Genomic DNA, 25,346 nt, shown 5'->3' with positions numbered 1-25,346 from the left:
CTCGTTCAGGTTGAGAAGGTATAAGGAGTAACCGATGACAACCCAATATGGATTTTTTATTGACTCCAGTCGTTGCACCGGTTGCAAAACCTGCGAACTGGCCTGCAAAGACTACAAAGATTTAACCCCGGACGTCAGCTTCCGTCGCATCTATGAATATGCGGGCGGCGACTGGCAGGAGGACAATGGCGTCTGGCACCAGAATGTCTTTGCCTACTATCTTTCCATCTCCTGCAACCACTGCGAAGACCCGGCCTGCACGAAAGTGTGCCCGAGTGGCGCGATGCACAAACGCGAGGACGGTTTTGTGGTGGTGGATGAGGATGTCTGCATCGGCTGTCGCTACTGCCATATGGCCTGCCCGTACGGTGCGCCGCAGTACAACGCCGCCAAAGGCCACATGACCAAATGCGACGGCTGTCATGACCGCGTTGCCGACGGCAAAAAACCGATCTGCGTCGAGTCCTGCCCGCTGCGCGCGCTGGACTTTGGCCCGATAGAAGAGCTGCGGAAGAAACATGGCACGCTGGCGGCCGTTGCGCCGCTGCCGGGTGCGCACTTCACCAGACCGAACATTGTGATTAAACCCAACGCCAACAGCCGCCCGACCGGGGATACCACGGGTTATCTGGCAAATCCGAAGGAGGTATAAAATGGGAAATGGATGGCATGAATGGCCGCTGGTGCTGTTTACGGTGTTCGGTCAATGCGTTGTCGGCGCATTGATTGTCAGCGGTCTGGGCTGGTTTGCGGCGAAAGACGATGCGGCCAGCAGACGGCGTATTGTGCGCGGCATGTTCTTTTTATGGGTCGTCATGGGGCTGGGTTTTCTGGCGTCGATCATGCACCTCGGCTCGCCGTTCCGCGCGTTTAACTCGCTTAACCGGGTGGGCGCTTCCGCGCTGAGTAATGAAATTGCCGCTGGCTCTGTCTTTTTTGCCGTAGGCGGTTTCTGGTGGCTGGTGGCTGTGCTCGGCAAGATGCCGGAAGCACTGGGCAAAATCTGGCTGCTGGTCAGCATGGTACTCGGGGTGGTATTTGTCTGGGCAATGACGCGAGTCTATCAGATCGATACCGTTCCTACCTGGTATAATGGCTACACGACGCTGGCGTTCTTCCTGACGGTGTTCCTGAGCGGGCCGCTATTTGCGGCGCTGATATTGCGCGCCGCGCGCGCCAGATTCAACGGCACGACGTTCGCAAGCATCAGCGTGCTGGCGCTGTTAGTCTGCGCGGCCGTAATCATCATGCAAGGCATGTCGCTTGGGGCGATCCACAGCTCCGTGCAACAGGCGAGCGCGCTGGTTCCAGACTATGGCCGCTTACAGGTCTGGCGCGTAGTGCTGCTTGCTGCCGGGCTGGGTTGCTGGATATGCCCGTTAGTGCGCCGCAAAGAACTGCACGTCGCCGGATTGTTGCTGGGGTTAATCCTGGTGCTTGGCGGCGAAATCATAGGTCGCGGATTGTTTTACGGCCTGCATATGACAGTCGGAATGGCCGTTGCAGGTTAACTTACGCGTGCGGGGAAACCCGCACCTTTCAGGATGGTTTCATGACTTCTTTTTCACAACGTGACGATTTTTCTATGGCTGCACGCGTGCTGGGCGCGTTGTTTTATTATGCGCCAGACAGTACCGAAGCCGCCCCGTTGGTTTCAGCGTTAAAAACCGACGGCTGGCAGGCGCAGTGGCCACTTTCACCGGAGGTTCTGGCGCCGATTGCGGCGGTTTTTCAGGCCGACATCGAGGAGCCGCTCCCGCAAGCCTGGCAACGTCTGTTTGTCGGTCCCTGGGCGCTTCCGTCGCCTCCCTGGGGATCGGTCTGGCTGGACCGTGAAAGCGTGTTGTTTGGCGAGTCTACGCTGGCATTACGCCAGTGGATGCGGGACAACGGCATCCAGTTTGAGATCCAGCAAAATGAACCGGAAGATCATTTTGGTTCCCTGCTGCTGTTGGCTGCCTGGCTTGCGGAAAATGGTCGTCATAGCGAATGCGAACAATTGCTGGCCTGGCATCTGTTGCCGTGGTCTGCGCGCTTCCTGGCGGTTTTCATCGAAGGCGCAAACCATCCATTTTACCAGGCGGCAGGTGAGCTGGCACAGCAAACGCTGGCGCAGTGGCAGTCTCAGTTGCTGATCCCTGTCGCCGTAAAACCGCTGTTTCGCTAATGCTTTTTCAGGCAGGGCGCGCCCTGCCTTTATCGTCAAAAACCGGTTGTTTCCCCTTCCCGATAAGTGACAACGTCACTTTAACTTTCCATTTTTAAGACAATTCTTCACATTCGCGCACATCCTTAGCCCTGTAAGGGCAAATGAGCAACGGGCATGCATAGCCTGCTAATTTAAATACCTGTCTCGCTGGAATCCTTCCCGACGTGTTGCTATAGCTCAAAACACCCTGCCGCTACATGGCATAACAACACGCAACGTCTCTTTCGTTGCCATAACGCATGCAAACAGGGAGACACACCGCAATGCACACTTTTACGTTAAAACGCGTGCTCGGGTTTACTGGCGCGATCGCTCTTGTGCTGGCGCTGCTGGTTTGGGGAGTGGGTCTGGAAACCATTAAAGCGCGTCAGGTTGATCTGCTTTATTTGGGCAAACAGCATTTACTCCTCGTCTTTACCTCCATGTTCTTCGCCTTAGTTATCGGTATTCCCAGCGGCATTTTACTGAGCCGTCCGGCAGCCAAAGGATTCGCCGAATACGTAATGCAGCTCTTTAATGTAGGCAATACTCTGCCGCCTCTGGCCGTACTGGCACTGGCGATGGTGATTATCGGCATTGGCGACGTTCCGGCGATTTTCGCGCTGTTCCTCGCCTCGCTTCTTCCTGTCGTGCGCAATACCTACGCCGGGCTTTGTTCTGTTCCCGCCTCCCTGATTGAAGCCGCAAACGGCATCGGTATGACGAAATGGCAGCGTCTGCGTCAGGTTGAGCTGCCCAATGCCTGGCCGGTGATGCTTGCAGGGATTCGGATCGCGACGGCGATTAATGTGGGTACGGCCCCGCTGGCGTTCCTGATTGGGGCCAGCAGCTACGGCGAGCTGATTTTCCCCGGCATTTACCTCAATGACTTCCCGACGCTGATTCTGGGCGCAACGGCAACCGCTCTGGTGGCGCTGATTCTCGACAGCCTGCTTGCCCTGCTTGGCCGCATCCTCAGTCCGCATACGGCCTGATACAACGATAAGAATAAGGAGCGCTGAATGACATTAAAAAAACATCTGCTGGGATGGCTTGCCGCCGCGTTGCTCGTTACCGGACAGGCTCAGGCGGCCCCGTTGATCCTTGCAACCAAAGGTTTTACCGAACAACACATCCTTTCCGCCATGACCGTGCAGTACCTGCAAAAAAAGGGTTTTCAGGTTCAGCCGCGCACCAACATTGCGGCGGTGATTTCACGTAATGCCATGGTGAATAAGCAGATTGATATCACCTGGGAATACACCGGCACGTCCCTGATCATTTTTAACCACATTGATAAACGGATGAGCCCGCAGGAATCCTACGATACCGTCAAACGCCTGGATGCGAAGCTCGGACTGGTATGGCTAAACCCGGCGAATATGAATAACACCTACGCGTTCGCCATGCAGCGCAAACGCGCCGAAGCAGAGAACATCAACACCCTGTCGGAAATGGTGGCGAAAATCGAACACATCCGCCAGACCGACCCTGACAATAACTGGATGTTAGGTCTCGACCTTGAGTTTTCCGGGCGCAGCGACGGGATGAAGCCGTTGCAGGATGCCTACCAGATGCAGCTTGACCGTCCGCAGATTCGGCAAATGGACCCGGGTCTGGTCTATAACGCCGTGCGCGATGGCTTTGTGGACGCCGGTCTGGTGTACACCACGGATGGCCGGGTGAAGGGTTTTGACCTCAAGGTGCTGGAAGATGATAAAGGCTTCTTCCCAGGTTACGCTGTCACGCCTGTCGTCCGTAAAGAGATACTGGATGCTCATCCGGGGCTGGATGATGCGCTGAATACCCTTTCCGGGCTGCTCAATAACGACGTCATCTCGACGCTTAATGCGCAGGTCGACATCGATCACCAGTCACCCCAGCAGGTTGCGCGCACATTCCTGCAACAAAAAGGTCTGCTGTAAGGAGCGCTTATGGATACGATTCATTACATGATGGATAACGCGGGTTATCTGACGAGCCTCACTCTTCAGCATTTGTGGCTGGTTGCGCTGGCCGTCGGTCTGGCGATTATCATTGGCGTGCCGCTGGGCATTCTGATTGTTCGTCATAAATGGCTGGCTACGCCGGTGTTAGGGGCGGCGACGCTGCTGCTCACTATCCCGTCCATCGCATTATTTGGTTTGATGATCCCGCTGTTTTCGCTGATCGGTCAGGGGATTGGCGCCCTTCCCGCAATTACCGCCGTTTTTCTTTACTCGCTGCTGCCGATTGTGCGCAACACGCACACCGCGCTCGACAGTTTACCGCCGGGCTTGCGCGAAGCGGGACGCGGAATTGGCATGACGTTCTGGCAGCGTCTGCGCTGGGTAGAAATTCCGATGGCCCTGCCGGTGATTTTTGGCGGGATTCGCACTGCCGTCGTCATGAATATCGGCGTGATGGCCATCGCCGCCGTTATTGGCGCTGGCGGCCTGGGGTTACTGTTACTGAACGGCATCGGCGGGAGTGACATCCGCATGTTAATCGCCGGTGCGCTGATGATTTGTCTGTTGGCCATTGTGCTCGACTGGTTGCTGCATCGCCTGCAAGTCGTACTGACACCTAAGGGGATACGATAATGATAAAACTGGAAAACCTCACCAAACGCTTTTCACAGAAGAACGGCCAACCGCTTAACGCCGTTGATAACATCAATCTGAACGTGCCGGAAGGTGAAATGTGCGTGCTGCTTGGGCCGTCAGGCTGCGGCAAGACCACCACCCTGAAGATGATCAACCGGCTGATCGCGCCCAGCAGCGGCAATATTTTCATTAACGGACAAAACACCAGTGCGATGGATACCGTCACGCTACGGCGCAACATTGGCTACGTGATCCAGCAAATTGGCCTGTTTCCCAACATGACCATCGAAGAGAACATCACGGTTGTCCCGCGTATGCTGGGCTGGGATAAAACCCGCTGCAAACGTCGTGCGGAAGAGTTAATGGACATGGTGGCAATGGATGCGAAAAAGTTTCTGCATCGCTACCCGAAAGAGATGTCTGGCGGTCAACAACAGCGCATCGGCGTGATCCGCGCGCTGGCGGCCGATCCCCCGGTACTGTTGATGGATGAACCTTTCGGTGCGGTGGACCCGATTAACCGCGAGGTGATTCAGAATCAGTTTCTTGATATGCAGCGGGCGCTGAAAAAGACGGTGATGCTGGTCAGCCATGATATTGATGAAGCGCTGAAACTGGGCGACAGGATTGCCGTATTCCGCCAGGGCCGCATTATACAGTGCGCCAGCCCGGATGAATTGCTGGCAAAACCGGCGAATGAATTCGTCGGCTCATTTGTCGGTCAGGATCGTACGCTAAAACGTCTTCTGCTGGTTTCGGCGGGCGACGTAACCGACCAACAACCCACCCTGACCGCCCGCACCGCCACCTCGCTGGCAGAGGCGTTCGGCATCATGGACGATAATGATATTCGCGCGATCACCGTTGTCGACAGCGACGGCAAGCCGCTTGGCTTTGTGAAGCGTCGTGAAGCCAGGAACGCCAACGGCACCTGCGCGGATATAATCCACCCGTTTCGCGTCACCGGAAAAGCGGAAGACAACCTGCGTATTGTGCTGTCGAAACTGTACGAGAGTAACACCAGCTGGATGCCCATTGTCGATGAGGAAGGACGCTATAACGGCGAAATCTCGCAGGATTACATTGCCGATTATCTCAGTTCAGGCCGCACCCGTCGGGCGCTGAATATTCACGAAAGTAGCTAAACGCCGGATGGCAGCTACGCTTTACCTAGCCTACGGAGCACATTCTTGTCGGGCCGGTAAGCGAAGCGCCATCGGGCAGTTCCCCCTGCGCACGCAGTGCTTTTGCGTCCCGCGCTGTTTACCCGCAAAATAGACACTCCTGAAAATGCCTGTGTGGTCTGCCCATGCACCGCCTACATACATACCCTGACCTGCGAGCGATGTTTCGCCGCCTGTTAATCGCGACAATAATTGGCATCCTTGCCGCACTGGCGGTAGCCGGGTTTCGTCACGCCATGCTGGTGCTGGAATGGCTTTTTTTACGTAACGATACGGGAAGCCTGGTGAATGCCGCGACAAACCTTTCTCCCTGGCGACGACTGATCACCCCCGCCGTGGGCGGCCTCGCGGCAGGTGCGCTGCTCTGGGGCTGGCAGAAAATGAATCAACAACGCCCCCATGCCCCCACCGACTACATGGAAGCCCTGCAAACAGATGGGCAATTCGATTACGGGGCAAGTCTGGTGAAGTCCCTTGCTTCGCTGCTGGTCGTCGCCAGCGGTAGCGCCATCGGGCGCGAAGGGGCCATGATCTTACTGGCAGCGCTGGCGGCATCCTGTTTTGCTCAGCGTTGCACCCCGCGTGAAGAGTGGAAATTGTGGATCGCCTGCGGCGCTGCGGCAGGGATGGCCAGCGCGTATCACGCCCCGCTGGCGGGCAGCCTCTTTATCGCGGAAATCCTGTTTGGCACGCTGATGCTGGCGTCGCTGGGCCCCGTTGTGATTTCCGCCGTCGTGGCATTACTGACCACCCATTTGCTCAGCGGCGGTAATGCCCTGCTCTATACGGTTCACCTGTCGCTGGATTTACATGTGCGGGAATATGCGATGATTATCAGCACCGGGCTGGTGGCTGGCGTCTGCGGGCCGCTGTTTATGTGGTTAATGACCACCACTCATAACGGTTTTATTCGGCTGAAATTATCGCCTCCGTGGCAACTGGCGCTGGGCGGATTCATCGTTGGCTTGTTATCCCTGCTGACGCCGGCCGTCTGGGGAAATGGCTACAGCGTCGTGCAGTCATTTTTGCTCTCTCCGCCGCTGCTCTCCGTGATCGCCGGGATCTTCATCTGCAAATTACTCGCCGTACTCGCCAGCAGCGGTTCCGGTGCGCCCGGCGGCGTCTTTACCCCCACGCTGTTCATCGGCTTGTCGATTGGTATGTTATACGGTCGGATGTGGGGATTCTGGCTTCCGGGAGCGGATGAGATGGCAATATTGCTGGGATTAACAGGAATGGCGACGCTGCTGGCGGCAACAACACACGCGCCGATGATGTCGACGATGATGATCTGTGAAATGACCGGGGAGTATCGACTACTCCCCGGATTACTGATTGCCTGCGTAGTGGCGTCGGTCTTATCGCGAACGTTACGCGAGGACTCGGTCTACCGACAGCACACTGCCGAGCATTGACAGACGGATATATTGCCCCAGCTCGCGTTGTTCGGCACGCGGCAAATAAGGCAGTTCGCCAATCAGCGGCGCAGGCAGTTTTTTGCTTAACACATCAATGATTTCGGCATAATGCGCCAGTCCGGGATTGATGCGGTTCGCCACCCAGCCGATCAGCGGTAATCCGTCATTGGCGATAGCCTGTGCGGTCAGCAGCGCATGGTTAATGCAGCCTTCCTGAATCCCCACCACCATCAGCACCGGTAACTGCTCCTGCACGACCCATTCAGATAACGGACGCAGGTCGTTCATCAGGCTGCGCCAGCCGCCGGTGCCTTCCACCACGACGTGGTCAACCTTTTCGCTCAGGCTGGCAAGCCCGTTGGATAACAGGGTGTAATTGATCGGACAGCTATGCGCCACGCTGCTTTCGTCTTCGCTCAGCGCAATCGGATTGATCGCCTCATAAGGCAGCTCAATAGAAGAGACGCTCTGCAACACCAGCGCATCTTTATTGCGCATGCCTTCCGGCGTCTCTTTGCTGCCTTTCGCAACGGGTTTATAACCTGCGACGCTTTTGTTCCCTGACGCTAACGCTTGTAGTAATGCGCGGGAAACCACTGTCTTCCCAACAGAAGTGTCTGTACCTGTAATAAAGAAACGCTTCAGCATCACTAACTCCACCGTTATGCTTCGAAAATATAAGCCAGGAAAATAATACAGTGGAGAAAGTCTAAGGTATGACAATCGCGATCAGCTTGCGTTAGCGCAAATTTTCGTACGACAGTTAAAAAATGTTAACCCTGTAATAGACGAATCAACAAAGAACCGTTATACATCGCGTCTTTTACCAGTGCGGCACCCGCCATTGTCCCTTGATTGGAAAACTGCGTGCTTTCGACGGCGATATGTTTGCTATACGCCGGCAGCGCCTGTTGACGGATGCTGTCCGCAATTGCCGGAAAAAGGATTTCCGCCGCTTTGCTCAGCGGCGAACCGATCAGAATTTTTTGCGGATTAAATAAATTCACCATGATCGCCAGAATGCGGCCAACATGCATCCCGACGCCGCTAATGATATCTTTCGCCAGCAAATCCCCCTGCACCGCCGCCTGGCACAGCGAATCCACCGTCAGCGGCTGCCCGTGCAACGAAGAACTCATTGACTGATTGAGTCGCAGTTGCGCCAGTTCAAGCACGCTGTCCACGCTGGCGATCGTTTCCAGACAGCCGTGGTTCCCGCAGTAACAACGTTTACCGTAGGGGTCGACCTGCGTATGGCCGATCTCCACCAGACTGCTGCTGCCCGCATGCAGTAAGTGGCCGTCGGTAATCACGCCAGCCCCAACGTTGTGATCAATCACCACCTGAATAACATCTCGCGCGCCGCGCGATGCGCCAAAAAGCGCCTCGGCCATCGTCCAGGCGCTGATATCATGCTGAATATAGACCGGTACGCCGGTGTGGTGTTCGAGGGTTTCCCCCAGCGGCATCTCTTTGACATCGTCGTAAAACGGCATGCGGTGCACAATGCCATTCTCAGTATCAATAATACCGGGTAAGGTGATGGCGATAGAGGTCAGGCGTTCGAGTTTTTGCTGGTGACGGATAAAAAACTGATCGACCATAAAAATGATGCGTTCAAGCAGCGGAGTCTCAGAAACCAGCGGTAGCTCAAGGCACTCCTCCACTACCAGCTTGCTGCTCAGGTCACGCAGGGCGAGAAAAATCTCGCCACGGCTGATACGAATAGACAAATAGTGCCAGGCCTCTGTTTCCACCACCAACCCGACCGCCGGGCGACCTCGGCTTCCCGCCTCTTTGATCTCCAGCTCCTGAACTAAATGCGCTTCGAGCATTTCGCGAACAATTTTAGTGATACTGGCAGGCGCCAGTTGCGCCAGACGAGAAAGATCAATTCGCGACACGGGGCCCAGCTGATCAATCAGGCGATATACCGCGCCAGCATTGGTCTGCTTGATTTGATCGATATGCCCTGGCTGACTATCAGCAACCACCTCTGACTCCCTTTATTTTCGCGCTCCGAAATAATCTGTGGGCTATGGTGAATGACTTCAATAGTTGTCGTCAACTTTTTACTTAGCCGTGTGATTTACTGCACATTTTCATCCCTTTTTAAACTAAATTAAGCGCGCTTTGCGGCCGTTAAAAGTTGATGGCGAAATCGTTGCGCAGCGTGACTTTGTTCATGATGTTTCGGCCATACCAGCCACATTTCCGACACGGCGTCCGCTTCGGCAATGGGCACCCAACGCATTTCATCAAGCTGTACCCGTTTAAACGAGGCGGGCAGGATCGACACCCCCAGTCCTGCGGCTACCAGCCCGATAATTGTCATCGCCTCTCCAACCTCCTGAGTAATCGCCGGAGTGAGATGGTAACGGCGCATCAGGCCGAGAATATCGTCATACAACCCCGTTCCGACATGCGGATCAAAAAAGACAAACGGTTCTTTCGCCAGCTCCGCCAGCGTCACGACCGGCTTTTGCGCCAGCGGATGTTCACGGGGGATCATCGCCAGCAACGGTTCATGCAGAATCACTTCCCAGTCCAGCGTATCCGGCAATGAGGTATTGCGCAGTAACCCCATATCCAGCGCGCCTTCATTAAGCGGCGCAATCTGCTCGCGGGTGTTCATTTCACGGGTCTGCATATGCACATCCGGGTAGTCCTGGCGAAACAGAGACAGCGTATCCGAGACGGCTTTGATAAACGGCGCGGATGAGGTGAAGCCAATGCGCAGCTCGCCGGTCTCCCCCTGATGCAAGCGTTCCGCGCGGGCTGCGGCCTCATTCACCAGCCCAAGGATCTGCCGACTGTCTGCCAGAAACTGCTTACCCGCCGCCGTCAGCGCAACGCTCCGGTTGGTTCGCGCCAGCAGCCGCGCGCCAATCTGCTGTTCAAGGGTCTGGATCTGCTGGCTTAGCGGAGGTTGAGAGATGTTCAGCCGCGCAGCCGCCCGGCCAAAATGCAACTCTTCCGCAACCGCCACAAAGTAGCGTAGATGACGAAGTTCAATATTCATATTTTATAAATATTATTTGAGATTATTAATATATTAGACAGAATATTTTGATTTTCCTACTCTTAGCACTGAGGTCATACCCGTCACCATAATCACGGGGATGTTGAGCAAGGATTTCAAGTGAGTCGTATTACTGCTGTCGACACCGCAACGGCGAGCGATGTTGATGAACACATTATTTCCCAGCCGGTTCAATATATAAAACGTGGTACATCCCAGTTTATGCGCGTTACGCTGGCGCTATTCTCCGCCGGGCTGGCGACGTTCGCCCTTCTCTATTGCGTACAACCGATACTGCCTGTGTTGTCCCATGAATTTGGCGTCTCTCCCGCCAGCAGCAGTATCTCGCTTTCCATCTCCACCGGCATGTTAGCCATCGGGCTGCTGTTTACCGGCCCGTTGTCCGACGCGATCGGCCGCAAACCTGTAATGGTGACAGCGCTACTGCTGGCCTCCTGCTGTACGCTGCTTTCCACCATGATGACCAGTTGGCATGGCATTTTAATCATGCGCGCGCTGATTGGCCTGTCATTGAGCGGCGTCGCCGCGGTAGGCATGACCTATTTAAGTGAAGAGATCCATCCCAGTTTCGTCGCCTTCTCAATGGGGTTGTACATTAGCGGCAACTCGATTGGCGGCATGAGCGGGCGTCTGATCAGCGGCGTATTTACCGACTTTTTTAACTGGCGCATCGCACTGGCGGCGATCGGCTGTTTCGCGCTGGCGTCCGCATTGATGTTCTGGAAAATCTTGCCGGAATCCCGCCATTTCCGACCGACCTCATTACGCCCCAAAACGCTGTTCATCAACTTCCGCCTTCACTGGCGCGACAGGGGTCTGCCGCTGTTATTCGCAGAAGGCTTTTTGTTAATGGGGTCGTTTGTCACGCTATTTAACTATATCGGCTATCGGTTGATGCTTTCGCCCTGGGAACTCAGCCAGGCCATTGTGGGGCTTTTATCGGTGGCTTACCTGACGGGCACCTGGAGCTCGCCTAAAGCAGGCGCCATGACGACGCGTTATGGTCGCGGCCCGGTGATGTTGTTCTCAACCGGCGTGATGTTGTTCGGGCTGTTAATGACGCTGTTCACGTCGCTATGGCTGATTTTCGCCGGAATGCTGCTCTTCTCCGCCGGATTCTTTGCCGCGCATTCGGTGGCAAGCAGCTGGATTGGCCCACGCGCGAAACGCGCCAAAGGCCAGGCATCTTCCCTGTATCTCTTCAGCTATTACCTGGGTTCCAGCATTGCCGGGACGTTAGGCGGGGTATTCTGGCACAGCTATGGCTGGAACGGTGTGGGCGGGTTTATCGCGCTGATGTTGCTTCTGGCGCTGCTGGTTGGCTCCCGCCTGCATCATCGTCTGCACGTTTGATAAAGAGAAGCCCGGGTCGAGCCCGGGCATTCTTTACAGCTCAACCAGCGCTTTGGATTACCACAATCCCAGGATGGAAGAAGCCCCCATCAATTCCCTGACGGCATCCAGTGCCAGAAGAGCAAAGATAACCCAGATAATTGGATTCATCATGCTGTGTGTATTTATTTTTATTGTTGAGGTTTGACTTTACCCCGCGCGATACCCAAAAGCGAGACCGGAAGATAAAACTACCTGTAATGGTGGGCAACACTGACGATATCGCTTCCGAATGCCGTAAATATCACCCGGAGGATAATAAGACCTGAACGCCATATTGTATCCCGATCACCGTCGCATTCATTAATATATGCAGGGTAACAGGCATTAATAACCCTTTAGATTTGACTCTGGCGACAATAAGCACCTGCGATATTAAAAATAACATCAATAATGTTCTGATATCGGCGTATTGCGTATGCATCAGCGCAAACAGCGTTGAAACGGCAAGCGACGTCGCCCACACCTTATCATTGAACCAGTACTGAAAGGCGTTGAACAGACACCCTCTGAAGACGATTTCCTCGTAGACCGGGACGAGGAAAATCAGTGACAGGTTGGTCAGCCAGAAAGCGTAGTTATGCAATGAAACCTGCGTCATGACCCACGCTTCTGTTTTTCTCATCCCCAACATAGCAGGTAAAAGAAACTGGATGATCAGAATGGCGCCAAACAAAATAACAAACCACTTTGCGCTCAATGTGCCTTTTCCCAGACCGTCTCTTTTTCTAAAAAAGAGATAATACAGCGGGACCAGAATAAGAAACTCCAGCACAAACATCAGCGGTAAAAGTAACCCACTTTCCATTAATTGCGCACTGCGGGTAAAAAACAGTGGCGTAAATGTAATACCAAACATCAGCATAAACATAGAAAAACAGCCTGACACTGCTTTTGTCCTGACAATATAGGCGTTATTGATTTCCTGTTGCATCCCTGTTCCCTGTTAATATTTCACCAGTGTGCTTCACGACACCGCTATTTATGATAAGAAGTATCATTATCACTTACAACCTACCAACATTTCTGCCATCGTTGCCATCAGCGCATAAACATGTATGAATCAGGGTAAACTCCTCACATTCGCAGAACACGACGGGAACACAACAATGTCCAACAAGAGCCACTACCAACAACTCACCCGCACTTTCCAGCGCCTCTCCCGCTTTTCGCATCTCTCCGCTATCGCCAGTTGGGATATGTTCACCATGATGCCTCCCGGTGGAAGCTCCGCGCGAGGCGAAGCGCTGGCCGAGCTGAACGTGCTGGAACATCAGTTACTGACTGACCCGAAGGTTGCGCAGTGGATAGCCGCCGCCGGGCAGGAAGATTTGAACGATGTTGAGCAGGCGAACCTGCGTGAAATGGCGAGGCGGCACCATCAGGCGGCCCTGCTGCCTGAGTCACTGGTGGAGGCGAAATCGCTGGCGGGGAGCCGGTGTGAACACGCATGGCGGAGTCAGCGTCCGGCGAATGACTGGCAAGGATTTGCGCAGAATCTGAAAGAGGTTGTGAAATACAGCCGTGAAGAGGCAAAACTTCGCGCCGAAGCTAAAGGATGTTCGCCCTACGATGCCCTGCTGGATATTTTTGAGCCCGATATGACCAGCGCCCAACTGGATGTTCTGTTTGCGGATGTCAAAACCTGGCTTCCCGATCTGTTAAACCGCGCGGTGTCAAAACAGTCGCATCAGCCGCTGATTGCGCCGGTCGGCCCGTTCCCGACGGCGCTACAGCGTGAACTGGGACTGGAAACCATGTCGCAGTTAGGGTTTGATTTTAACGCCGGTCGGCTGGACATCAGCGCCCACCCGTTCTGCGGCGGTGTGCCGGAAGATGTGCGCATCACCACGCGCTATGATGAAAATGAATTACTCAGCGCGCTCTTTGGCGTGATCCACGAAACGGGGCACGCCCGCTATGAACAGAATCTGCCCCACGCCTGGCAGGGTCAGCCGATCGCGTTTGCCCGCTCCACGGCCATCCATGAATCCCAGAGTCTGTTTTTCGAGATGCAACTGGGTCGCAGCACGGCGTTCCTCAAACGACTCATTCCCGCCGTTAAACGTCACTTTGGCGATCAGCCCGCTTTTGAAGAAGCGAATTTCATTGCCTGGAATCAGCGGGTGAAACCGGGCCTTATCCGCGTGGATGCCGACGAAGTGAGTTATCCTGCCCATGTTATCTTACGCTATGACATTGAACAGGCGCTGATTAACGGCGACATCGAAGTGGATGATATTCCCGCGCTGTGGAATGAAAAAATGCAGGCCTGGCTGGGGCTGTCAACCGCGGGAGATTACCGTAACGGCTGTATGCAGGACATCCACTGGACCGACGGCGGCTTTGGCTACTTCCCGTCTTATACGCTGGGCGCCATGTATGCCGCACAGCTGTTTAGCGCCGCCCATAGCGCATTGCCGGATCTGCATAATCAGATTGCGCAAGGCGATCTCAGCGCCTTGTTTGACTGGCTGCGACAAAATATCTGGCAGCACGGCAGTCGCTTTACTACCGCGCAGCTGATCGCTCAGGCCACCGGAGAACCGTTGAGCAGCCGTTACTTCCGGGCGCATCTGGAATCACGCTATTTGTCATGATGTCTCTTGTTTGCCCGATAGCGTCAATCTGTCGGGCCGGTTGTACATACCGTTACACGCCGATACCAATGACTCACGGAAGCCCTCGATTTACAGCGATATAGTGATTTCACCGGCCCCGCAGTGGGGTTGAATAAAAAACCAAATCGAGGGTATCAGAATGAAAAAAGTATTAGCTCTGGTTGTTGCCGCTGCTATGGGTCTGTCTTCTGCTGCATTTGCTGCTGAAACGGCAACGTCCACGACGGCTCCGGCTGCGGCACCCGCTAAAACCGCACCGGCAAAAACCACGCATCACAAAAAACACCACAAAGCAGCGGCTCAGAAAGCGCCTGAACAAAAAGCGCAGGCAGCGAAAAAACACACCAAAAAAGCGGTAAAACATACTGCGGCTAAACCGGCAGCTAAACCGGCGGCATAAGGTACTGGCGAGTTCTATGGCGCTCCCCCGCGCCATAACACACGGCGCTAAATCATCGGGTTTAGCGCCGTTTCTTCGGAGGGTTAACGTGTTTCGTTACCGCTTTGAGTTGATTCTCACCATGCTTATATTATGCGCCCTTATTGCCACGCATTTTTATATTTCCTGAATGTAGTTATCTGATTTTACTCCCACTTTCCTGCCGTCACGTCTATAGTATTCACTGAGGGTTTGCTTTTAATAATCATAATTACCCACACAGAGTGTGATATGCATAAAACCATTGCGGTATTACTGGGCGTAATTTGTCTTTCCCCTGTTGTTGCTCATGCGGATGAGGCTGATACCACCACGGATACCCGTGAAGCCAAAACGTTATTTTTTGACCATGACGATCGGGTCAAGGTTGAAGATCCGACGCAGTCGCCGTGGGACGCTATTGGTCAACTGGAAACCGCCAGCGGCAACCTGTGTACCGCCACGCTCATTTCATCTCATCTGGCGCTCACCGCCGGACACTGCTTGTTAACGCCGCCGAAAGGGAAGCCAGATAAAGCCGTGGCTTTGCGTTTCGTATCGCAAAAAGGTCTCTGGCGTTATGAAATTCACGGTATTGAAGGTCGGGTCGATCCGTCGCTGGGAAAGCGCTTAAAGCCTGATGGCGATGGCTGGATTGTCCCTCCGGCCGCCGCGCCGTGGGATTTTGGTTTGATTGTGTTGCGTTATCCGCCGTCCGGCATTACCCCACTGCCCTTATTTGAAGGCGATAAAACCGCGCTAACCGCTGCCCTGAAAACCGCCGACCGCAAAGTGACGCAGTCAGGTTACCCGGAAGATCATCTTGATACGCTTTACTCGCATCAGGATTGCCTGATTACCGGCTGGGCGCAAAACGCGGTGCTCTCTCACCAGTGCGACACGCTGCCCGGCGACAGCGGTTCTCCGTTAATGCTGCATACCGACGCTGGCTGGCAGTTGATTGGCGTACAAAGTTCCGCTCCGGCGGCAAAAGATCGCTGGCGGGCTGACAACCGCGCGATTTCCGTCACCGGCTTTCGGGACAAGCTGGAAGCGCTGGCTCAGGAATAGATGATGGTTCCCGTGCGCTGCCCGCCGTAACGGGCAGCATAGCTGTCAGGCCAGTTTTATCATGATCATGCCGATAAGCAGCAATACCACGCCTACCCAGCCTTTGTTGTTCAGACGCTGTCCAAAAAGCACCCACCCGGCTGCCAGCGTGGCGGCGATACCAAATCCGCCCCACAACGCATATGCCACCGAAAGATCAATGCCTTTTACCGCCTGAGAGAGCGCGCTGAAGGCCGCCAGCACCGCGGCCAGCGACAGAATGCCATAGAACTTGCGACGAAAGCCGTCAGAAAACTTCAGGAACACGTTAGCGACGATTTCCAGAACGATCGCCATCGCCAGCCACGCGGCATGAACCCACTCAAACTGCGGCATGCGTCGCCTCCTTCGCGGCGTTTACTGGCTTGCGCGTACCCGATTTAATCAGCGCGATCCCGAATACCAGCGTAACCAGACCCGCAATTTTCATGGCCGATAAGGCTTCGTCAAATAACAGCACGCTAAACAGCGTAATAAATAAAATACCGATGCCTTCCCACAAGGCATACGCCACGCCAAGCGCAATTTTTTTTACGGCAAAAGAGAGAAAAATATACGACAGCGTAATCATGACCAGCATTAAAATAAAACCCGTGCTGCCATTGCTTACGCTTGCCCATTTCATCGACAGCGTTCCGGTAATTTCAGCCGCAATGGCAAGGGCTAATAAAATCCAGTAAAACATGGTGCTTCTCCTGCTTGAGAATATAGTCCTTCGGGCCTGCCGCATGCAGCAAACCAAAAAATAAAATGAATTAGCCAGGCGCGTAACGCCAGCTCAGGCAGAAGTAAGGGACTAAAGCGCGTTGCGCCAGTGCTGCTCACCAGCAAGCAGGAAAGAGGAGGAAGTGCGAAGAAGTACGGTCTGTGTAGAAAAAAACGTCCTGAACATATTGTCCATAATATTACAATTATCCGCAGTGTTGCTTCTCGTCATCGCGGATGAAAATTGTCCTCGGTAGTTAAACACGTCTGATTTGTACCACAGCCTTAGAATTAACTCAAAACCTTTTCACTTCTTTACCCGCGCCGTTTGATTTTTGTTAGCACAGCCCGACAAAAATCACATTATTATAAAGAGTAAGAACAAAAATTCAGGAATTATCATGGCAAAACCGATCATCACGCTTAACGGCCTGAAACTCGTAATCATGCTGGGAATGCTGGTCATCATTCTCACCGGTATTCGCTTCGCTGCCGATATTATTGTGCCGTTTATTCTGGCGTTATTTATTGCGGTGGTACTGAGTCCGCTGGTGCAGCGCATGGTCAGGCTTCGCATCCCGCGCGTTTTGGCCGTATCGATACTGATCGGGATTATCGTGATGGGCATGGTGTTGCTGCTGGCCTATCTCGGCACATCGCTAAATGAGTTAGCCCGCACGCTGCCGCAATACCGCTCATCATTGGTTGTGCCGCTGAAAAACATTGAACCGTGGCTACAGCGCCTGGGTATCGGCGTCTCGGTGGATGAACTGGTGAAATATATCGACCCTAACGCCGCCATGACGCTGGTGACGAATTTGCTGGCGCAGCTGTCTAACGCCATGTCATCCATTTTCCTGCTTTTGTTAACCGTGGTCTTTATGCTACTGGAAGTTCCGCAGTTGCCCGGTAAACTCCAGCAGATGATGGCCAGGCCGGTTGAAGGTATGGCCGCGATTCAGCGCGCAATCGACAGCGTATCGCATTATCTGGTGCTGAAAACGGCGATCAGCATTATCACGGGCGTTGTGGTCTGGGGAATGCTGGCGCTGCTGGAAGTTCGTTTCGCATTCGTCTGGGGACTGCTGGCTTTCGCACTTAACTACATCCCCAATATTGGCTCGGTTCTGGCCGCAATCCCGCCTATTGCGCAGGTTCTGGTGTTCAGCGGCCTTTATGACGCGCTGGTGGTGCTGACGGGGTATCTGATTATCAATCTGGTGTTCGGGAATATCCTTGAGCCCCGCATCATGGGGCGTGGATTGGGCCTTTCCACGCTGGTGGTTTTTCTCTCCCTGATCTTCTGGGGGTGGTTATTAGGCCCTGTCGGCATGCTGCTTTCCGTGCCGTTGACGATCATCGTTAAAATCGCGCTGGAGCAAACCTCCGGCGGGCAAAGCATTGCCGTCCTGCTCAGTGATTTGAATAAAACCTGATCTCTTCAGATGCAAAAACGGCCTCCTGAGAGGCCGTTTTATGACTTGCGCCGGTAAAGATTAAAGCGCTTTCAGAATCGCATCCACGCTGGCTTTCGCATCGCCAAACAGCATATGCGTGTTGTCTTTAAAGAACAGCGGGTTCTGCACCCCGGCATAGCCGGTATTCATCGAGCGTTTAAATACGATAACGTTTTGCGCTTTCCAGACTTCCAGAACCGGCATACCGGCAATCGGGCTACGCGGATCGTCCTGCGCCGCCGGGTTCACCGTGTCGTTCGCGCCGATAACCAGCACCGTATCGGTGTCAGCGAAGTCGTCGTTGATTTCGTCCATTTCCAGCACGATGTCATATGGCACTTTCGCTTCTGCCAGCAGTACGTTCATGTGACCAGGCAAGCGCCCCGCAACCGGGTGGATGCCAAAACGTACCTTGATACCGCGCGCGCGCAGTTTCTCGGTGATTTCCGCCACCGGGTACTGCGCCTGCGCAACCGCCATGCCATAGCCAGGGGTAATGATGACCGAGTGCGAATTTTTCAGCATGTCAGCCGTGTCTTCCGCCGTGATCTCACGGTGCTCGCCCGCGACCTGATCGTCGCCAGTAGAAGATCCATCGCTGCCGAAACCACCCGCGATAACGCTGATGAAAGAGCGGTTCATCGCCTTACACATGATGTAAGACAGAATCGCACCCGAAGAACCGACCAACGCGCCGGTGACGATCAGCAGGTCGTTGCCCAGCATAAAGCCTGCCGCCGCCGCTGCCCAACCGGAATAGGAGTTCAGCATGGATACCACAACCGGCATATCCGCCCCGCCAATGGACGCCACCAGGTGCCAGCCGAAAGCCAGCGCAATAATGGTCATCACCAGCAGCGCCAGAACCTGCAAGCCAACGCTTTCGGTACGTACAAACACCACCAGCAGCAGGAAGGAAACCACCAGCGCCGCCAGGTTCATTTTGTGACGATTCGGCAGCATCAGCGGTTTGGACGAAATCTTACCGCACAGCTTGCCAAACGCCACCACGGAACCGGTGAAGGTAACCGCGCCAATGAAGATGCCGAGGAACACTTCCGTCAGGTGAATATTCACCAGAATCGGTTCCAGACCCGCCTCGTGGTACAGGTAGCTGTTAAAGCCCACCAGCACCGCCGCCAGGCCGACAAAGCTGTGCAGAATCGCCACCAGCTCCGGCATTTCGGTCATTTCAACGCGTTTCGCCAGACGGATACCGATCGCCCCACCGATAATCATCGCCACCAGAATCCAGGCAACGTTGCCGGTATCCGGGCCGAAGATCGTCGCCACCAGCGCAATCGCCATCCCGGCGATACCAAAGTTGTTACCCTGTCGGGACGTCTCATGCTTAGAGAGCCCGGCCAGACTGAAGATAAACAGGATCGCGGCAACAATGTATGCAGCTGTAACTAATCCTCCAGACATGTGTTACCCCTTAGTTTTTCCTGAACATTTTCAGCATACGCTGAGTCACGGTGAAGCCACCGAAAATATTAATGCTGGCGATAAGCACCGCGATAAAGCTCAGGAAACTCACCCAGCCTCCCTGGCCAATCTGTAACAATGCCCCGACAACGATAATCCCTGAGATGGCGTTAGTCACAGACATCAACGGCGTATGCAGCGCGTGCGAAACGTTCCACACCACGTAGTAACCCACCACGCAAGCAAGTGCGAAAACGGTGAAGTGGCCGAGGAACTCTTTCGGTGCCACGTCAGCCAGCCAGCCAAACAGAATGATCGCCAGAGCCATCAGCGCATATTTACGCCACGGTGAAGCCGGTTTTTCCGCTTCTTTCGGCGCTGGAGCCGCTTGCGGCGCAGCTTGCGGCTGAGCAGACACCTGAATCGGCGGCGCGGGCCAGGTAATTTCACCGTCACGTACGACCGTTACGCCGCGCACAACCACGTCGTCAAAGTCGACGTCGATATTGCCGTCTTTCTCTTTGCACAGCAGTTTGAGCAAGTTGACCAGGTTGGTGCCGTAAAGCTGGGAGGATTGCGTCGGCAGACGACCCGGCAGATCGGTGTAACCGATAACCTTCACGCCATTGTCGGTCGTGCTCACCTGACCGGCGACGGTGTATTCACAGTTACCGCCGTTTTGCGCGGCCAGATCGACAATCACGCTGCCGGACTTCATGGAATCAACCATCTCGCGCGTGATCAGCGTCGGCGCAGGTTTACCCGGGATTAGCGCGGTCGTGACGATAATATCGACCTCTTTCGCCTGCGCGGCAAAGAGTTCCATTTCCGCTTTAATAAACGCTTCGGACATCACTTTGGCATAGCCATCGCCGCTGCCCGCTTCCTCTTTAAAATCCAGTTCGAGGAATTCAGCGCCCATACTCTGAACCTGCTCTTTTACCTCTGGACGGGTATCAAACGCACGTACAATGGCGCCGAGGCTGTTTGCCGCGCCAATGGCCGCCAGACCTGCGACGCCCGCGCCAATCACCATCACTTTCGCTGGCGGCACTTTGCCCGCAGCGGTAATTTGCCCGGTAAAGAAACGACCAAATTCATGTGCGGCTTCCACAATCGCGCGATAACCGGCGATGTTGGCCATTGAGCTCAGGGCATCCAGCGACTGCGCGCGCGAAATACGCGGCACGGAGTCCATCGCCATCACGGTTACATTGCGTTCCGCGAGTTTTTGCAATAACTCAGGATTCTGCGCCGGCCAGAGGAAACTCACCAGCGTCGTGCCCGCATTCAGTAAAGGAATTTCATCGTCTTCCGGCGCATTGACCTTCAGGATGATCTCTGACTGCCAGACCGCATTTCCCTCTACAATTTCTGCGCCCGCTTCTGTAAATGCCTTATCGTCAAAACTTGCCAGTTGACCCGCGCCGCTTTCAACCGCGACGGTAAAACCCAGTTTCAGCAGTTGCTCAACCGTTTTTGGCGTTGCTGCGACTCGGGTTTCATTGGTTAACCGCTCTTTTGGTATGCCAATTCGCATAATGTTCCCTTCCATCGGTTTTTTTGATGATGGTTTGTCAGTGATCGCAGGATGCATACGCACGCCTGCGTAAGAGGTAAGTGCTACCCCGGAAAAATAAAACAGTAACAAACTCTCTATAACCTACTGAAAATAGCGCCTGTGATCTAGCGCCAAAAAACAGTATTTATTATGAAATTTGCAAAATATGAACGATTCAGCCCACAAACAGGAATAATGACCTTGAAATCACCTTCAGTGACCGATAATTCGCTCAAGCGAAGCGGCAAAACATGATTTAGCGCCATCGACATTCAATCGTTTAACATTAAATTAACTTATAAAATGCGTATGCTTTATCAGTTTTGCCGGTCAAGCGCCTGTTTTTTAGACATATCACCAAATGTTATCATTCTTGTCACTTCAGGCGGTACGATGAGTGAAAAATGACGCAGACATTTGCAGGGTTTAAATGCAATAATCAGCCACGTTTCTAGTCAATAACAATACCAGTACCTGGTTTGCGCAAGGCGAAGGATTATTTTTATGAAGCTTAAGAACACTCTCCTGGCGTCCGCACTGCTTTCTGCGACTGCTTTTTCCGTAAATGCAGCGACAGAACTGACGCCGGAGCAAGCGGCAGCACTAAAACCTTATGACCGCATTGTGGTCACCGGGCGTTTTAATGCCATTGGCGATGCGGTAAATGCCGTATCCCGCCGCGCAGATAAAGAAGGTGCAGCCTCTTTTTATGTTGTTGATACGTCCGATTTTGGCAACAGCGGTAACTGGCGTGTCGTGGCTGACGTTTATAAATCAGACGCGCCAAAATCCGACACGCCTCAAAACCGTGTAATTAACGGTATCGTCGAATTACCGAAAGATCAGGCCGTGCTGCTGGAACCTTACGACACCGTAACGGTGCAGGGTTTCTACCGTAGCCAGCCGGAAGTGAATGACGCCATCACCAAAGCAGCAAAAGCAAAAGGCGCCTACTCGTTCTACATTGTGCGTCAGGTCGATGCCAACCAGGGCGGCAACCAGCGTATTACCGCGTTTATCTATAAAGAAGATGCGAAGAAACGCGTCGTCCAGAGCCCGGACGTTATTCCTGCTGATTCCGATGCGGGTCGTGCAGCGCTGGCCGCCGGCGGTGAAGCAGCGAAGAAAGTGGAGATTCCGGGCGTCGCGACGACCGCTTCTCCAAGCGCTGAAGTCGGACGCTTCTTCGAAACGCAATCCTCAAAAGGTGGACGTTACACTGTCACTCTGCCTGATGGAACGAAAGTCGAAGAGCTGAACAAAGCGACCGCTGCGATGATGGTGCCGTTTGACAGCATCAAATTCACCGGCAACTACGGCAACATGACGGAAGTCTCCTACCAGGTTGCCAAGCGTGCGGCGAAGAAAGGCGCGAAATATTATCACATTACCCGCCAGTGGCAGGAACGTGGTAACAACATGACGATCAGCGCCGACCTGTATAAGTAAAGTACGCTCCCGCCATCCGGTGTTGTCATAACGCCAGATGGCGAGACCAGGCATCTTATCCGGCCTACGTGTTAGTAGGCCTGATGAGCGTAGCGCCATCAGGCGCCAATACGATGCTGCCCTATGTGAAATCTACCCGCCTTTAGCATTTTTAGTCACAAATGTTTCAGAGATCATTGCATGCGGTCTCTTCTCTCCGTAAAATCCCGCGCCTTAGTGGCTTTCACCATTTTTATGCGTTTTGCCAAAATAATTATTCTCCCACTCTCGTTTTTATAACTGGATACCGATGGAAAAGAAACTGGGACTGAGCGCGCTGACCGCGCTGGTTTTAAGCTCAATGCTTGGCGCAGGTGTGTTTAGTCTGCCACAGAACATGGCGGCGGTGGCCAGCCCGGCAGCGCTGCTGATTGGCTGGGCGATTACGGGCGTCGGGATACTGCTGCTGGCTTTCGCTATGCTGATCCTGACGCGCGTTCGCCCGGAACTGGATGGCGGGATTTTCACCTACGCGCGCGAAGGTTTCGGCGAACTGATCGGTTTCTGCTCCGCCTGGGGATACTGGCTCTGTGCCGTTATCGCCAACGTCTCTTATCTGGTTATCGTTTTTTCTGCCCTGAGCTTCTTTACCGATACGCCGGAACTCCGCCTGTTTGGCGACGGCAACACCTGGCAGTCCATCATCGGCGCGTCGGTACTGCTTTGGGTGGTGCACTTCCTGGTGCTGCGCGGTGTGCAAACCGCTGCCAGCATCAACCTGGTCGCAACGCTGGCGAAGCTGTTGCCGCTGGGGTTGTTCATCGTCCTGGCTATCATCATGTTTAAGCTCGATACGTTCAGCCTGGATTTCACCGGTCTGGCGCTGGGCGTTCCCGTCTGGGAGCAGGTTAAAAACACGATGCTCATCACGCTGTGGGTGTTTATCGGCGTGGAAGGCGCGGTTGTCGTCTCCGCCCGGGCGAGAAATAAGCGTGATGTCGGACGTGCGACGCTGCTGGCGGTTCTCGCCGCATTGGGCGTCTACCTGCTGGTGACGCTGCTCTCTTTAGGCGTCGTCGCCCGCCCGGAACTGGCGGAGATTCGCAATCCGTCAATGGCGGGTTTGATGGTGAAAATGATGGGGCCGTGGGGCGAAATCATTATCGCGGCGGGTCTTATCGTTTCAGTCTGCGGCGCTTATCTGAGCTGGACCATTATGGCGGCGGAAGTGCCGTTTCTGGCCTCAACGCATAAAGCCTTCCCGCGCATTTTCGCCCGCCAGAATGCGCAAGGCGCGCCATCGGCTTCGCTGTGGCTCACCAACGCGTGCGTTCAGATCTGTCTGGTGCTGATCTGGCTCACAGGTTCGGACTACAACACGCTGTTGACGATTGCTTCAGAGATGATTCTGGTACCCTATTTCCTGGTCGGCGCGTTCCTGCTGAAAATCGCTGCGCGCCCTCTTCATCAGGCGGTAGGTGTCGGGGCCTGCATTTATGGCTTATGGTTATTGTATGCGTCCGGCCCGATGCACCTGTTGCTGTCGGTGGTACTGTATGCGCCGGGATTGCTAGTTTTCCTCTACGCACGCAAGACGCATACGCACGATAATGTCCTGAATCGTCAGGAAGTGATGTTGATCGGTCTGCTACTCATCGCCGCTGTTCCGGCTACGTGGATGTTGGTGGGGTAATCGTCGCCCCATTGTTTGATGCCAAAGGAGACTACAATGGGTAAAAACCAGCCCTTGCCCATCCTTATCACGGGAGGAGGCCGCCGCATCGGCCTCGCGATCGCGTGGCACTTTCTCAATCAAAAACAGCCGGTGATTGTCAGCTACCGGACGCACTATCCGGCCATCGACGGCCTGACGCAAGCGGGCGCGCTGTGCATTCAGGCCGATTTTTCCACCGATGACGGCGTCCTGGCATTTGCTGAGAAGATAAAAACCCATACGCCAGGCCTGCGGGCTATTTTGCATAACGCCAGTGCCTGGATGGCCGAGGCGCCTGGCACCCCGCTCTCTGACGTGCTGGCATGCATGATGCAGATTCACGTCAATACGCCCTATCTGTTAAACCATGCGCTGGAAAGACTGTTGCGCGGCCACGGACATGCGGCCACCGATATCATCCATTTTACGGACTATGTTGTGGAACGCGGCAGCGACAAACACATCGCCTATGCCGCCAGTAAAGCAGCGCTGGATAATATGACCCGCTCCTTTGCCCGCAAACTGGCCCCGGAAGTGAAAGTCAACGCCATCGCCCCGTCGCTGATCCTGTTTAACGAAAACGACGACGCCGAGTACCGTCAGCAGGCGCTCAATAAATCCCTGATGAAGACAGCGCCCGGCGAGAAAGAGGTAATCGACCTGGTGGATTACCTTCTCACCAGCTGCTTCGTTACCGGCCGCAGTTTCGCCGTGGATGGCGGCCGGCACCTGCGTTAATGCAATTTGATCCAGCAAAATATCAGCAGCCATGCGCTCAGGCCCCAGCACACCACCGCCCCGCCGAGCGCAACGGGCAAACGCAGAAAACCGGTGAAATACCAAAGCGTGGCGAGGTAGACAAAATAAGGGATGATTGACCACATACTGAATACAATGGTCGTGCGTAACGCGTCAATTCCGCGCTCGCTGGCGACAATATAGTGGGCAATCAGTGCAAATGTCGGAAAAAGCGGAATTAATCCGGCGATATAGTAATTTTTTGTTTTTGCCAGCAAACCAATCAATACCACCACCAGCGCACCCAGCGCGGCTTTTATCACGAGTCCCATTTCGATGCCTTAACACATCAATAA

The 25,346-nt window shown here is 54.2% G+C and carries 28 protein-coding genes; 17 read left to right on the top strand and 11 right to left on the bottom strand.

Annotated features, from left to right (window positions below; translation table 11 throughout):
* Positions 1-34: 34 nt before the first annotated feature.
* From dmsB to clcB, 8 genes are all read left to right on the top strand, one after another.
* Positions 35-652: a dimethylsulfoxide reductase iron-sulfur subunit DmsB gene (gene dmsB / locus OGV83_RS06445; protein WP_012132456.1), complete on the top strand. Its 618-nt coding sequence runs from the start codon at positions 35-37 to the stop codon at positions 650-652.
* A 1-nt stretch (position 653) separates the two neighbouring features.
* Positions 654-1,511 carry a dimethyl sulfoxide reductase anchor subunit family protein gene (locus OGV83_RS06440; RefSeq protein ID WP_286463299.1) on the top strand — a complete coding sequence of 286 codons (858 nt, stop codon included), beginning with the start codon at positions 654-656 and terminating at the stop codon, positions 1,509-1,511.
* Between the two features lie 41 nt (positions 1,512-1,552).
* The gene (gene dmsD, locus OGV83_RS06435) at positions 1,553-2,167 is read left to right on the top strand and encodes a Tat proofreading chaperone DmsD (RefSeq protein WP_024130349.1); all 615 of its coding nucleotides are present in this window, start codon (positions 1,553-1,555) and stop codon (positions 2,165-2,167) included.
* A 305-nt stretch (positions 2,168-2,472) separates the two neighbouring features.
* Complete coding sequence (gene osmY / locus OGV83_RS06430) at positions 2,473-3,183, top strand: osmoprotectant ABC transporter permease OsmY (protein WP_012132459.1); 711 nt, start codon at positions 2,473-2,475, stop codon at positions 3,181-3,183.
* A gap of 27 nt (positions 3,184-3,210) precedes the next feature.
* On the top strand, positions 3,211-4,113 hold the full coding sequence (osmX, locus tag OGV83_RS06425) for an osmoprotectant ABC transporter substrate-binding protein OsmX (protein WP_012132460.1): 903 nt from the start codon (positions 3,211-3,213) through the stop codon (positions 4,111-4,113).
* A 9-nt stretch (positions 4,114-4,122) separates the two neighbouring features.
* Complete coding sequence (gene osmW / locus OGV83_RS06420) at positions 4,123-4,770, top strand: osmoprotectant ABC transporter permease OsmW (protein WP_012132461.1); 648 nt, start codon at positions 4,123-4,125, stop codon at positions 4,768-4,770.
* Entirely contained in the window at positions 4,770-5,918 is a 1,149-nt protein-coding gene (gene osmV, locus OGV83_RS06415; RefSeq protein WP_047457187.1) for an osmoprotectant ABC transporter ATP-binding protein OsmV, read from the top strand. Before osmW ends, osmV begins: the two co-directional genes overlap by 1 nt.
* 164 nt (positions 5,919-6,082) lie before the next feature.
* A complete protein-coding gene (gene clcB, locus OGV83_RS06410; RefSeq protein WP_286463297.1) occupies positions 6,083-7,372 on the top strand; it encodes a voltage-gated ClC-type chloride channel ClcB in 1,290 nt (429 codons plus the stop codon).
* Here the strand turns inward: clcB and bioD are convergent.
* The 3 genes from bioD to ynfL all read right to left on the bottom strand — a co-directional run bounded on the left by bioD (position 7,328) and on the right by ynfL (position 10,397).
* A complete protein-coding gene (gene bioD / locus OGV83_RS06405; RefSeq protein WP_024130350.1) occupies positions 7,328-8,023 on the bottom strand; it encodes a dethiobiotin synthase in 696 nt (231 codons plus the stop codon). The two genes, clcB and bioD, sit on opposite strands and share 45 nt — an antisense overlap.
* 125 nt (positions 8,024-8,148) lie before the next feature.
* A complete protein-coding gene (gene mlc / locus OGV83_RS06400; protein ID WP_012132466.1) occupies positions 8,149-9,369 on the bottom strand; it encodes a sugar metabolism global transcriptional regulator Mlc in 1,221 nt (406 codons plus the stop codon).
* A gap of 128 nt (positions 9,370-9,497) precedes the next feature.
* Positions 9,498-10,397 carry a multidrug efflux transcriptional activator YnfL/SxtR(Kp) gene (ynfL, locus tag OGV83_RS06395; RefSeq protein ID WP_012132468.1) on the bottom strand — a complete coding sequence of 300 codons (900 nt, stop codon included), beginning with the start codon at positions 10,395-10,397 and terminating at the stop codon, positions 9,498-9,500.
* Between the two features lie 120 nt (positions 10,398-10,517).
* On the opposite strand from ynfL, the gene ynfM reads away from it, so the two are divergent.
* Positions 10,518-11,771, top strand: coding sequence for a multidrug efflux MFS transporter YnfM/SxtP(Kp) (gene ynfM / locus OGV83_RS06390; RefSeq protein WP_012132469.1), 1,254 nt, complete (start codon positions 10,518-10,520; stop codon positions 11,769-11,771).
* A gap of 57 nt (positions 11,772-11,828) precedes the next feature.
* Here ynfM and OGV83_RS06385 read toward each other — a convergent pair whose 3' ends face one another.
* Both OGV83_RS06385 and OGV83_RS06380 read right to left on the bottom strand, forming a co-directional pair.
* A complete protein-coding gene (locus OGV83_RS06385; RefSeq protein ID WP_208855431.1) occupies positions 11,829-11,921 on the bottom strand; it encodes a KPN_01571 family protein in 93 nt (30 codons plus the stop codon).
* A gap of 133 nt (positions 11,922-12,054) precedes the next feature.
* A complete protein-coding gene (locus OGV83_RS06380; RefSeq protein WP_047457198.1) occupies positions 12,055-12,744 on the bottom strand; it encodes a CPBP family intramembrane glutamic endopeptidase in 690 nt (229 codons plus the stop codon).
* Positions 12,745-12,919: 175 nt separating this feature from the next.
* On the opposite strand from OGV83_RS06380, the gene OGV83_RS06375 reads away from it, so the two are divergent.
* From OGV83_RS06375 to OGV83_RS06365, 4 genes are all read left to right on the top strand, one after another.
* Complete coding sequence (locus OGV83_RS06375) at positions 12,920-14,410, top strand: carboxypeptidase M32 (protein WP_286463295.1); 1,491 nt, start codon at positions 12,920-12,922, stop codon at positions 14,408-14,410.
* Positions 14,411-14,570: 160 nt separating this feature from the next.
* Positions 14,571-14,831 carry an acid resistance repetitive basic protein Asr gene (gene asr, locus OGV83_RS06370; RefSeq protein ID WP_049011953.1) on the top strand — a complete coding sequence of 87 codons (261 nt, stop codon included), beginning with the start codon at positions 14,571-14,573 and terminating at the stop codon, positions 14,829-14,831.
* 88 nt (positions 14,832-14,919) lie between these two features.
* Positions 14,920-15,000, top strand: coding sequence for a small membrane protein YdgU (gene ydgU, locus OGV83_RS21605; RefSeq protein ID WP_455549893.1), 81 nt, complete (start codon positions 14,920-14,922; stop codon positions 14,998-15,000).
* Positions 15,001-15,101: 101 nt separating this feature from the next.
* Positions 15,102-15,920 carry a trypsin-like serine peptidase gene (locus tag OGV83_RS06365; protein WP_286463293.1) on the top strand — a complete coding sequence of 273 codons (819 nt, stop codon included), beginning with the start codon at positions 15,102-15,104 and terminating at the stop codon, positions 15,918-15,920.
* A gap of 45 nt (positions 15,921-15,965) precedes the next feature.
* Here the strand turns inward: OGV83_RS06365 and mdtI are convergent, their stop codons facing one another.
* From mdtI to OGV83_RS21600, 3 genes are all read right to left on the bottom strand, one after another.
* On the bottom strand, positions 15,966-16,295 hold the full coding sequence (mdtI, locus tag OGV83_RS06360) for a multidrug/spermidine efflux SMR transporter subunit MdtI (protein WP_012132478.1): 330 nt from the start codon (positions 16,293-16,295) through the stop codon (positions 15,966-15,968).
* Positions 16,282-16,644: a multidrug/spermidine efflux SMR transporter subunit MdtJ gene (mdtJ, locus tag OGV83_RS06355; RefSeq protein ID WP_286463291.1), complete on the bottom strand. Its 363-nt coding sequence runs from the start codon at positions 16,642-16,644 to the stop codon at positions 16,282-16,284. Before mdtJ ends, mdtI begins: the two co-directional genes overlap by 14 nt.
* Positions 16,645-16,755: 111 nt before the next feature.
* Positions 16,756-16,929: a protein YdgV gene (locus OGV83_RS21600; protein WP_012132481.1), complete on the bottom strand. Its 174-nt coding sequence runs from the start codon at positions 16,927-16,929 to the stop codon at positions 16,756-16,758.
* Positions 16,930-17,065: 136 nt separating this feature from the next.
* Here OGV83_RS21600 and OGV83_RS06350 point away from each other — a divergent pair, with 136 nt between their 5' ends.
* Positions 17,066-18,100, top strand: coding sequence for an AI-2E family transporter (locus OGV83_RS06350; RefSeq protein WP_047457210.1), 1,035 nt, complete (start codon positions 17,066-17,068; stop codon positions 18,098-18,100).
* Between the two features lie 60 nt (positions 18,101-18,160).
* On the opposite strand, the gene pntB is transcribed toward OGV83_RS06350, so the two are convergent.
* Together pntB and pntA are read right to left on the bottom strand one after the other, a co-directional pair.
* Positions 18,161-19,549, bottom strand: a complete 1,389-nt coding sequence (pntB, locus tag OGV83_RS06345; RefSeq protein WP_012132483.1) for a Re/Si-specific NAD(P)(+) transhydrogenase subunit beta — start codon at positions 19,547-19,549, stop codon at positions 18,161-18,163.
* Between the two features lie 10 nt (positions 19,550-19,559).
* A complete protein-coding gene (gene pntA / locus OGV83_RS06340) occupies positions 19,560-21,089 on the bottom strand; it encodes a Re/Si-specific NAD(P)(+) transhydrogenase subunit alpha (RefSeq protein ID WP_024130353.1) in 1,530 nt (509 codons plus the stop codon).
* A 525-nt stretch (positions 21,090-21,614) separates the two neighbouring features.
* Between pntA and ydgH the strand changes: the two genes are divergently transcribed.
* The 3 genes from ydgH (at position 21,615) to folM (ending at position 24,990) form a co-directional block, all read left to right on the top strand.
* Positions 21,615-22,559, top strand: a complete 945-nt coding sequence (gene ydgH / locus OGV83_RS06335; RefSeq protein WP_115181665.1) for a DUF1471 family protein YdgH — start codon at positions 21,615-21,617, stop codon at positions 22,557-22,559.
* A 289-nt stretch (positions 22,560-22,848) separates the two neighbouring features.
* The gene (locus tag OGV83_RS06330; RefSeq protein ID WP_012132487.1) at positions 22,849-24,231 is read left to right on the top strand and encodes an amino acid permease; all 1,383 of its coding nucleotides are present in this window, start codon (positions 22,849-22,851) and stop codon (positions 24,229-24,231) included.
* Between the two features lie 36 nt (positions 24,232-24,267).
* Entirely contained in the window at positions 24,268-24,990 is a 723-nt protein-coding gene (gene folM / locus OGV83_RS06325; RefSeq protein WP_024130355.1) for a dihydromonapterin reductase, read from the top strand.
* Here folM and OGV83_RS06320 read toward each other — a convergent pair.
* Complete coding sequence (locus tag OGV83_RS06320; protein ID WP_012132490.1) at positions 24,987-25,322, bottom strand: GlpM family protein; 336 nt, start codon at positions 25,320-25,322, stop codon at positions 24,987-24,989. The genes folM and OGV83_RS06320 overlap by 4 nt on opposite strands.
* Positions 25,323-25,346: the final 24 nt, after the last annotated feature.

Source organism: Citrobacter sp. CK189 (assembly GCF_030333505.1).
Taxonomy (GTDB): Bacteria; Pseudomonadota; Gammaproteobacteria; order Enterobacterales; family Enterobacteriaceae; genus Citrobacter_B; species Citrobacter_B koseri.
This window is presented reverse-complemented; position numbering and strand designations above follow the sequence as displayed.

Excerpts from the sequence above, each read along its gene's own strand:
- dmsB (WP_012132456.1), top strand. The coding sequence starts at position 35 with ATGACAACCCAATATGGATTTTTTATTGACTCCAGTCGTTGCACCGGT.
- OGV83_RS06440 (WP_286463299.1), top strand. The coding sequence starts at position 654 with ATGGGAAATGGATGGCATGAATGGCCGCTGGTGCTGTTTACGGTGTTC.
- dmsD (WP_024130349.1), top strand. The coding sequence starts at position 1,553 with ATGACTTCTTTTTCACAACGTGACGATTTTTCTATGGCTGCACGCGTG.
- osmY (WP_012132459.1), top strand. The coding sequence starts at position 2,473 with ATGCACACTTTTACGTTAAAACGCGTGCTCGGGTTTACTGGCGCGATC.
- osmX (WP_012132460.1), top strand. The coding sequence starts at position 3,211 with ATGACATTAAAAAAACATCTGCTGGGATGGCTTGCCGCCGCGTTGCTC.
- osmW (WP_012132461.1), top strand. The coding sequence starts at position 4,123 with ATGGATACGATTCATTACATGATGGATAACGCGGGTTATCTGACGAGC.
- osmV (WP_047457187.1), top strand. The coding sequence starts at position 4,770 with ATGATAAAACTGGAAAACCTCACCAAACGCTTTTCACAGAAGAACGGC.
- clcB (WP_286463297.1), top strand. The coding sequence starts at position 6,083 with ATGCACCGCCTACATACATACCCTGACCTGCGAGCGATGTTTCGCCGC.
- bioD (WP_024130350.1), bottom strand. The coding sequence starts at position 8,023 with ATGCTGAAGCGTTTCTTTATTACAGGTACAGACACTTCTGTTGGGAAG.
- ynfL (WP_012132468.1), bottom strand. The coding sequence starts at position 10,397 with ATGAATATTGAACTTCGTCATCTACGCTACTTTGTGGCGGTTGCGGAA.
- OGV83_RS06385 (WP_208855431.1), bottom strand. The coding sequence starts at position 11,921 with ATGAATCCAATTATCTGGGTTATCTTTGCTCTTCTGGCACTGGATGCC.
- OGV83_RS06380 (WP_047457198.1), bottom strand. The coding sequence starts at position 12,744 with ATGCAACAGGAAATCAATAACGCCTATATTGTCAGGACAAAAGCAGTG.
- OGV83_RS06375 (WP_286463295.1), top strand. The coding sequence starts at position 12,920 with ATGTCCAACAAGAGCCACTACCAACAACTCACCCGCACTTTCCAGCGC.
- asr (WP_049011953.1), top strand. The coding sequence starts at position 14,571 with ATGAAAAAAGTATTAGCTCTGGTTGTTGCCGCTGCTATGGGTCTGTCT.
- OGV83_RS06365 (WP_286463293.1), top strand. The coding sequence starts at position 15,102 with ATGCATAAAACCATTGCGGTATTACTGGGCGTAATTTGTCTTTCCCCT.
- mdtI (WP_012132478.1), bottom strand. The coding sequence starts at position 16,295 with ATGCCGCAGTTTGAGTGGGTTCATGCCGCGTGGCTGGCGATGGCGATC.
- mdtJ (WP_286463291.1), bottom strand. The coding sequence starts at position 16,644 with ATGTTTTACTGGATTTTATTAGCCCTTGCCATTGCGGCTGAAATTACC.
- OGV83_RS06350 (WP_047457210.1), top strand. The coding sequence starts at position 17,066 with ATGGCAAAACCGATCATCACGCTTAACGGCCTGAAACTCGTAATCATG.
- pntB (WP_012132483.1), bottom strand. The coding sequence starts at position 19,549 with ATGTCTGGAGGATTAGTTACAGCTGCATACATTGTTGCCGCGATCCTG.
- pntA (WP_024130353.1), bottom strand. The coding sequence starts at position 21,089 with ATGCGAATTGGCATACCAAAAGAGCGGTTAACCAATGAAACCCGAGTC.
- ydgH (WP_115181665.1), top strand. The coding sequence starts at position 21,615 with ATGAAGCTTAAGAACACTCTCCTGGCGTCCGCACTGCTTTCTGCGACT.
- OGV83_RS06330 (WP_012132487.1), top strand. The coding sequence starts at position 22,849 with ATGGAAAAGAAACTGGGACTGAGCGCGCTGACCGCGCTGGTTTTAAGC.
- folM (WP_024130355.1), top strand. The coding sequence starts at position 24,268 with ATGGGTAAAAACCAGCCCTTGCCCATCCTTATCACGGGAGGAGGCCGC.
- OGV83_RS06320 (WP_012132490.1), bottom strand. The coding sequence starts at position 25,322 with ATGGGACTCGTGATAAAAGCCGCGCTGGGTGCGCTGGTGGTGGTATTG.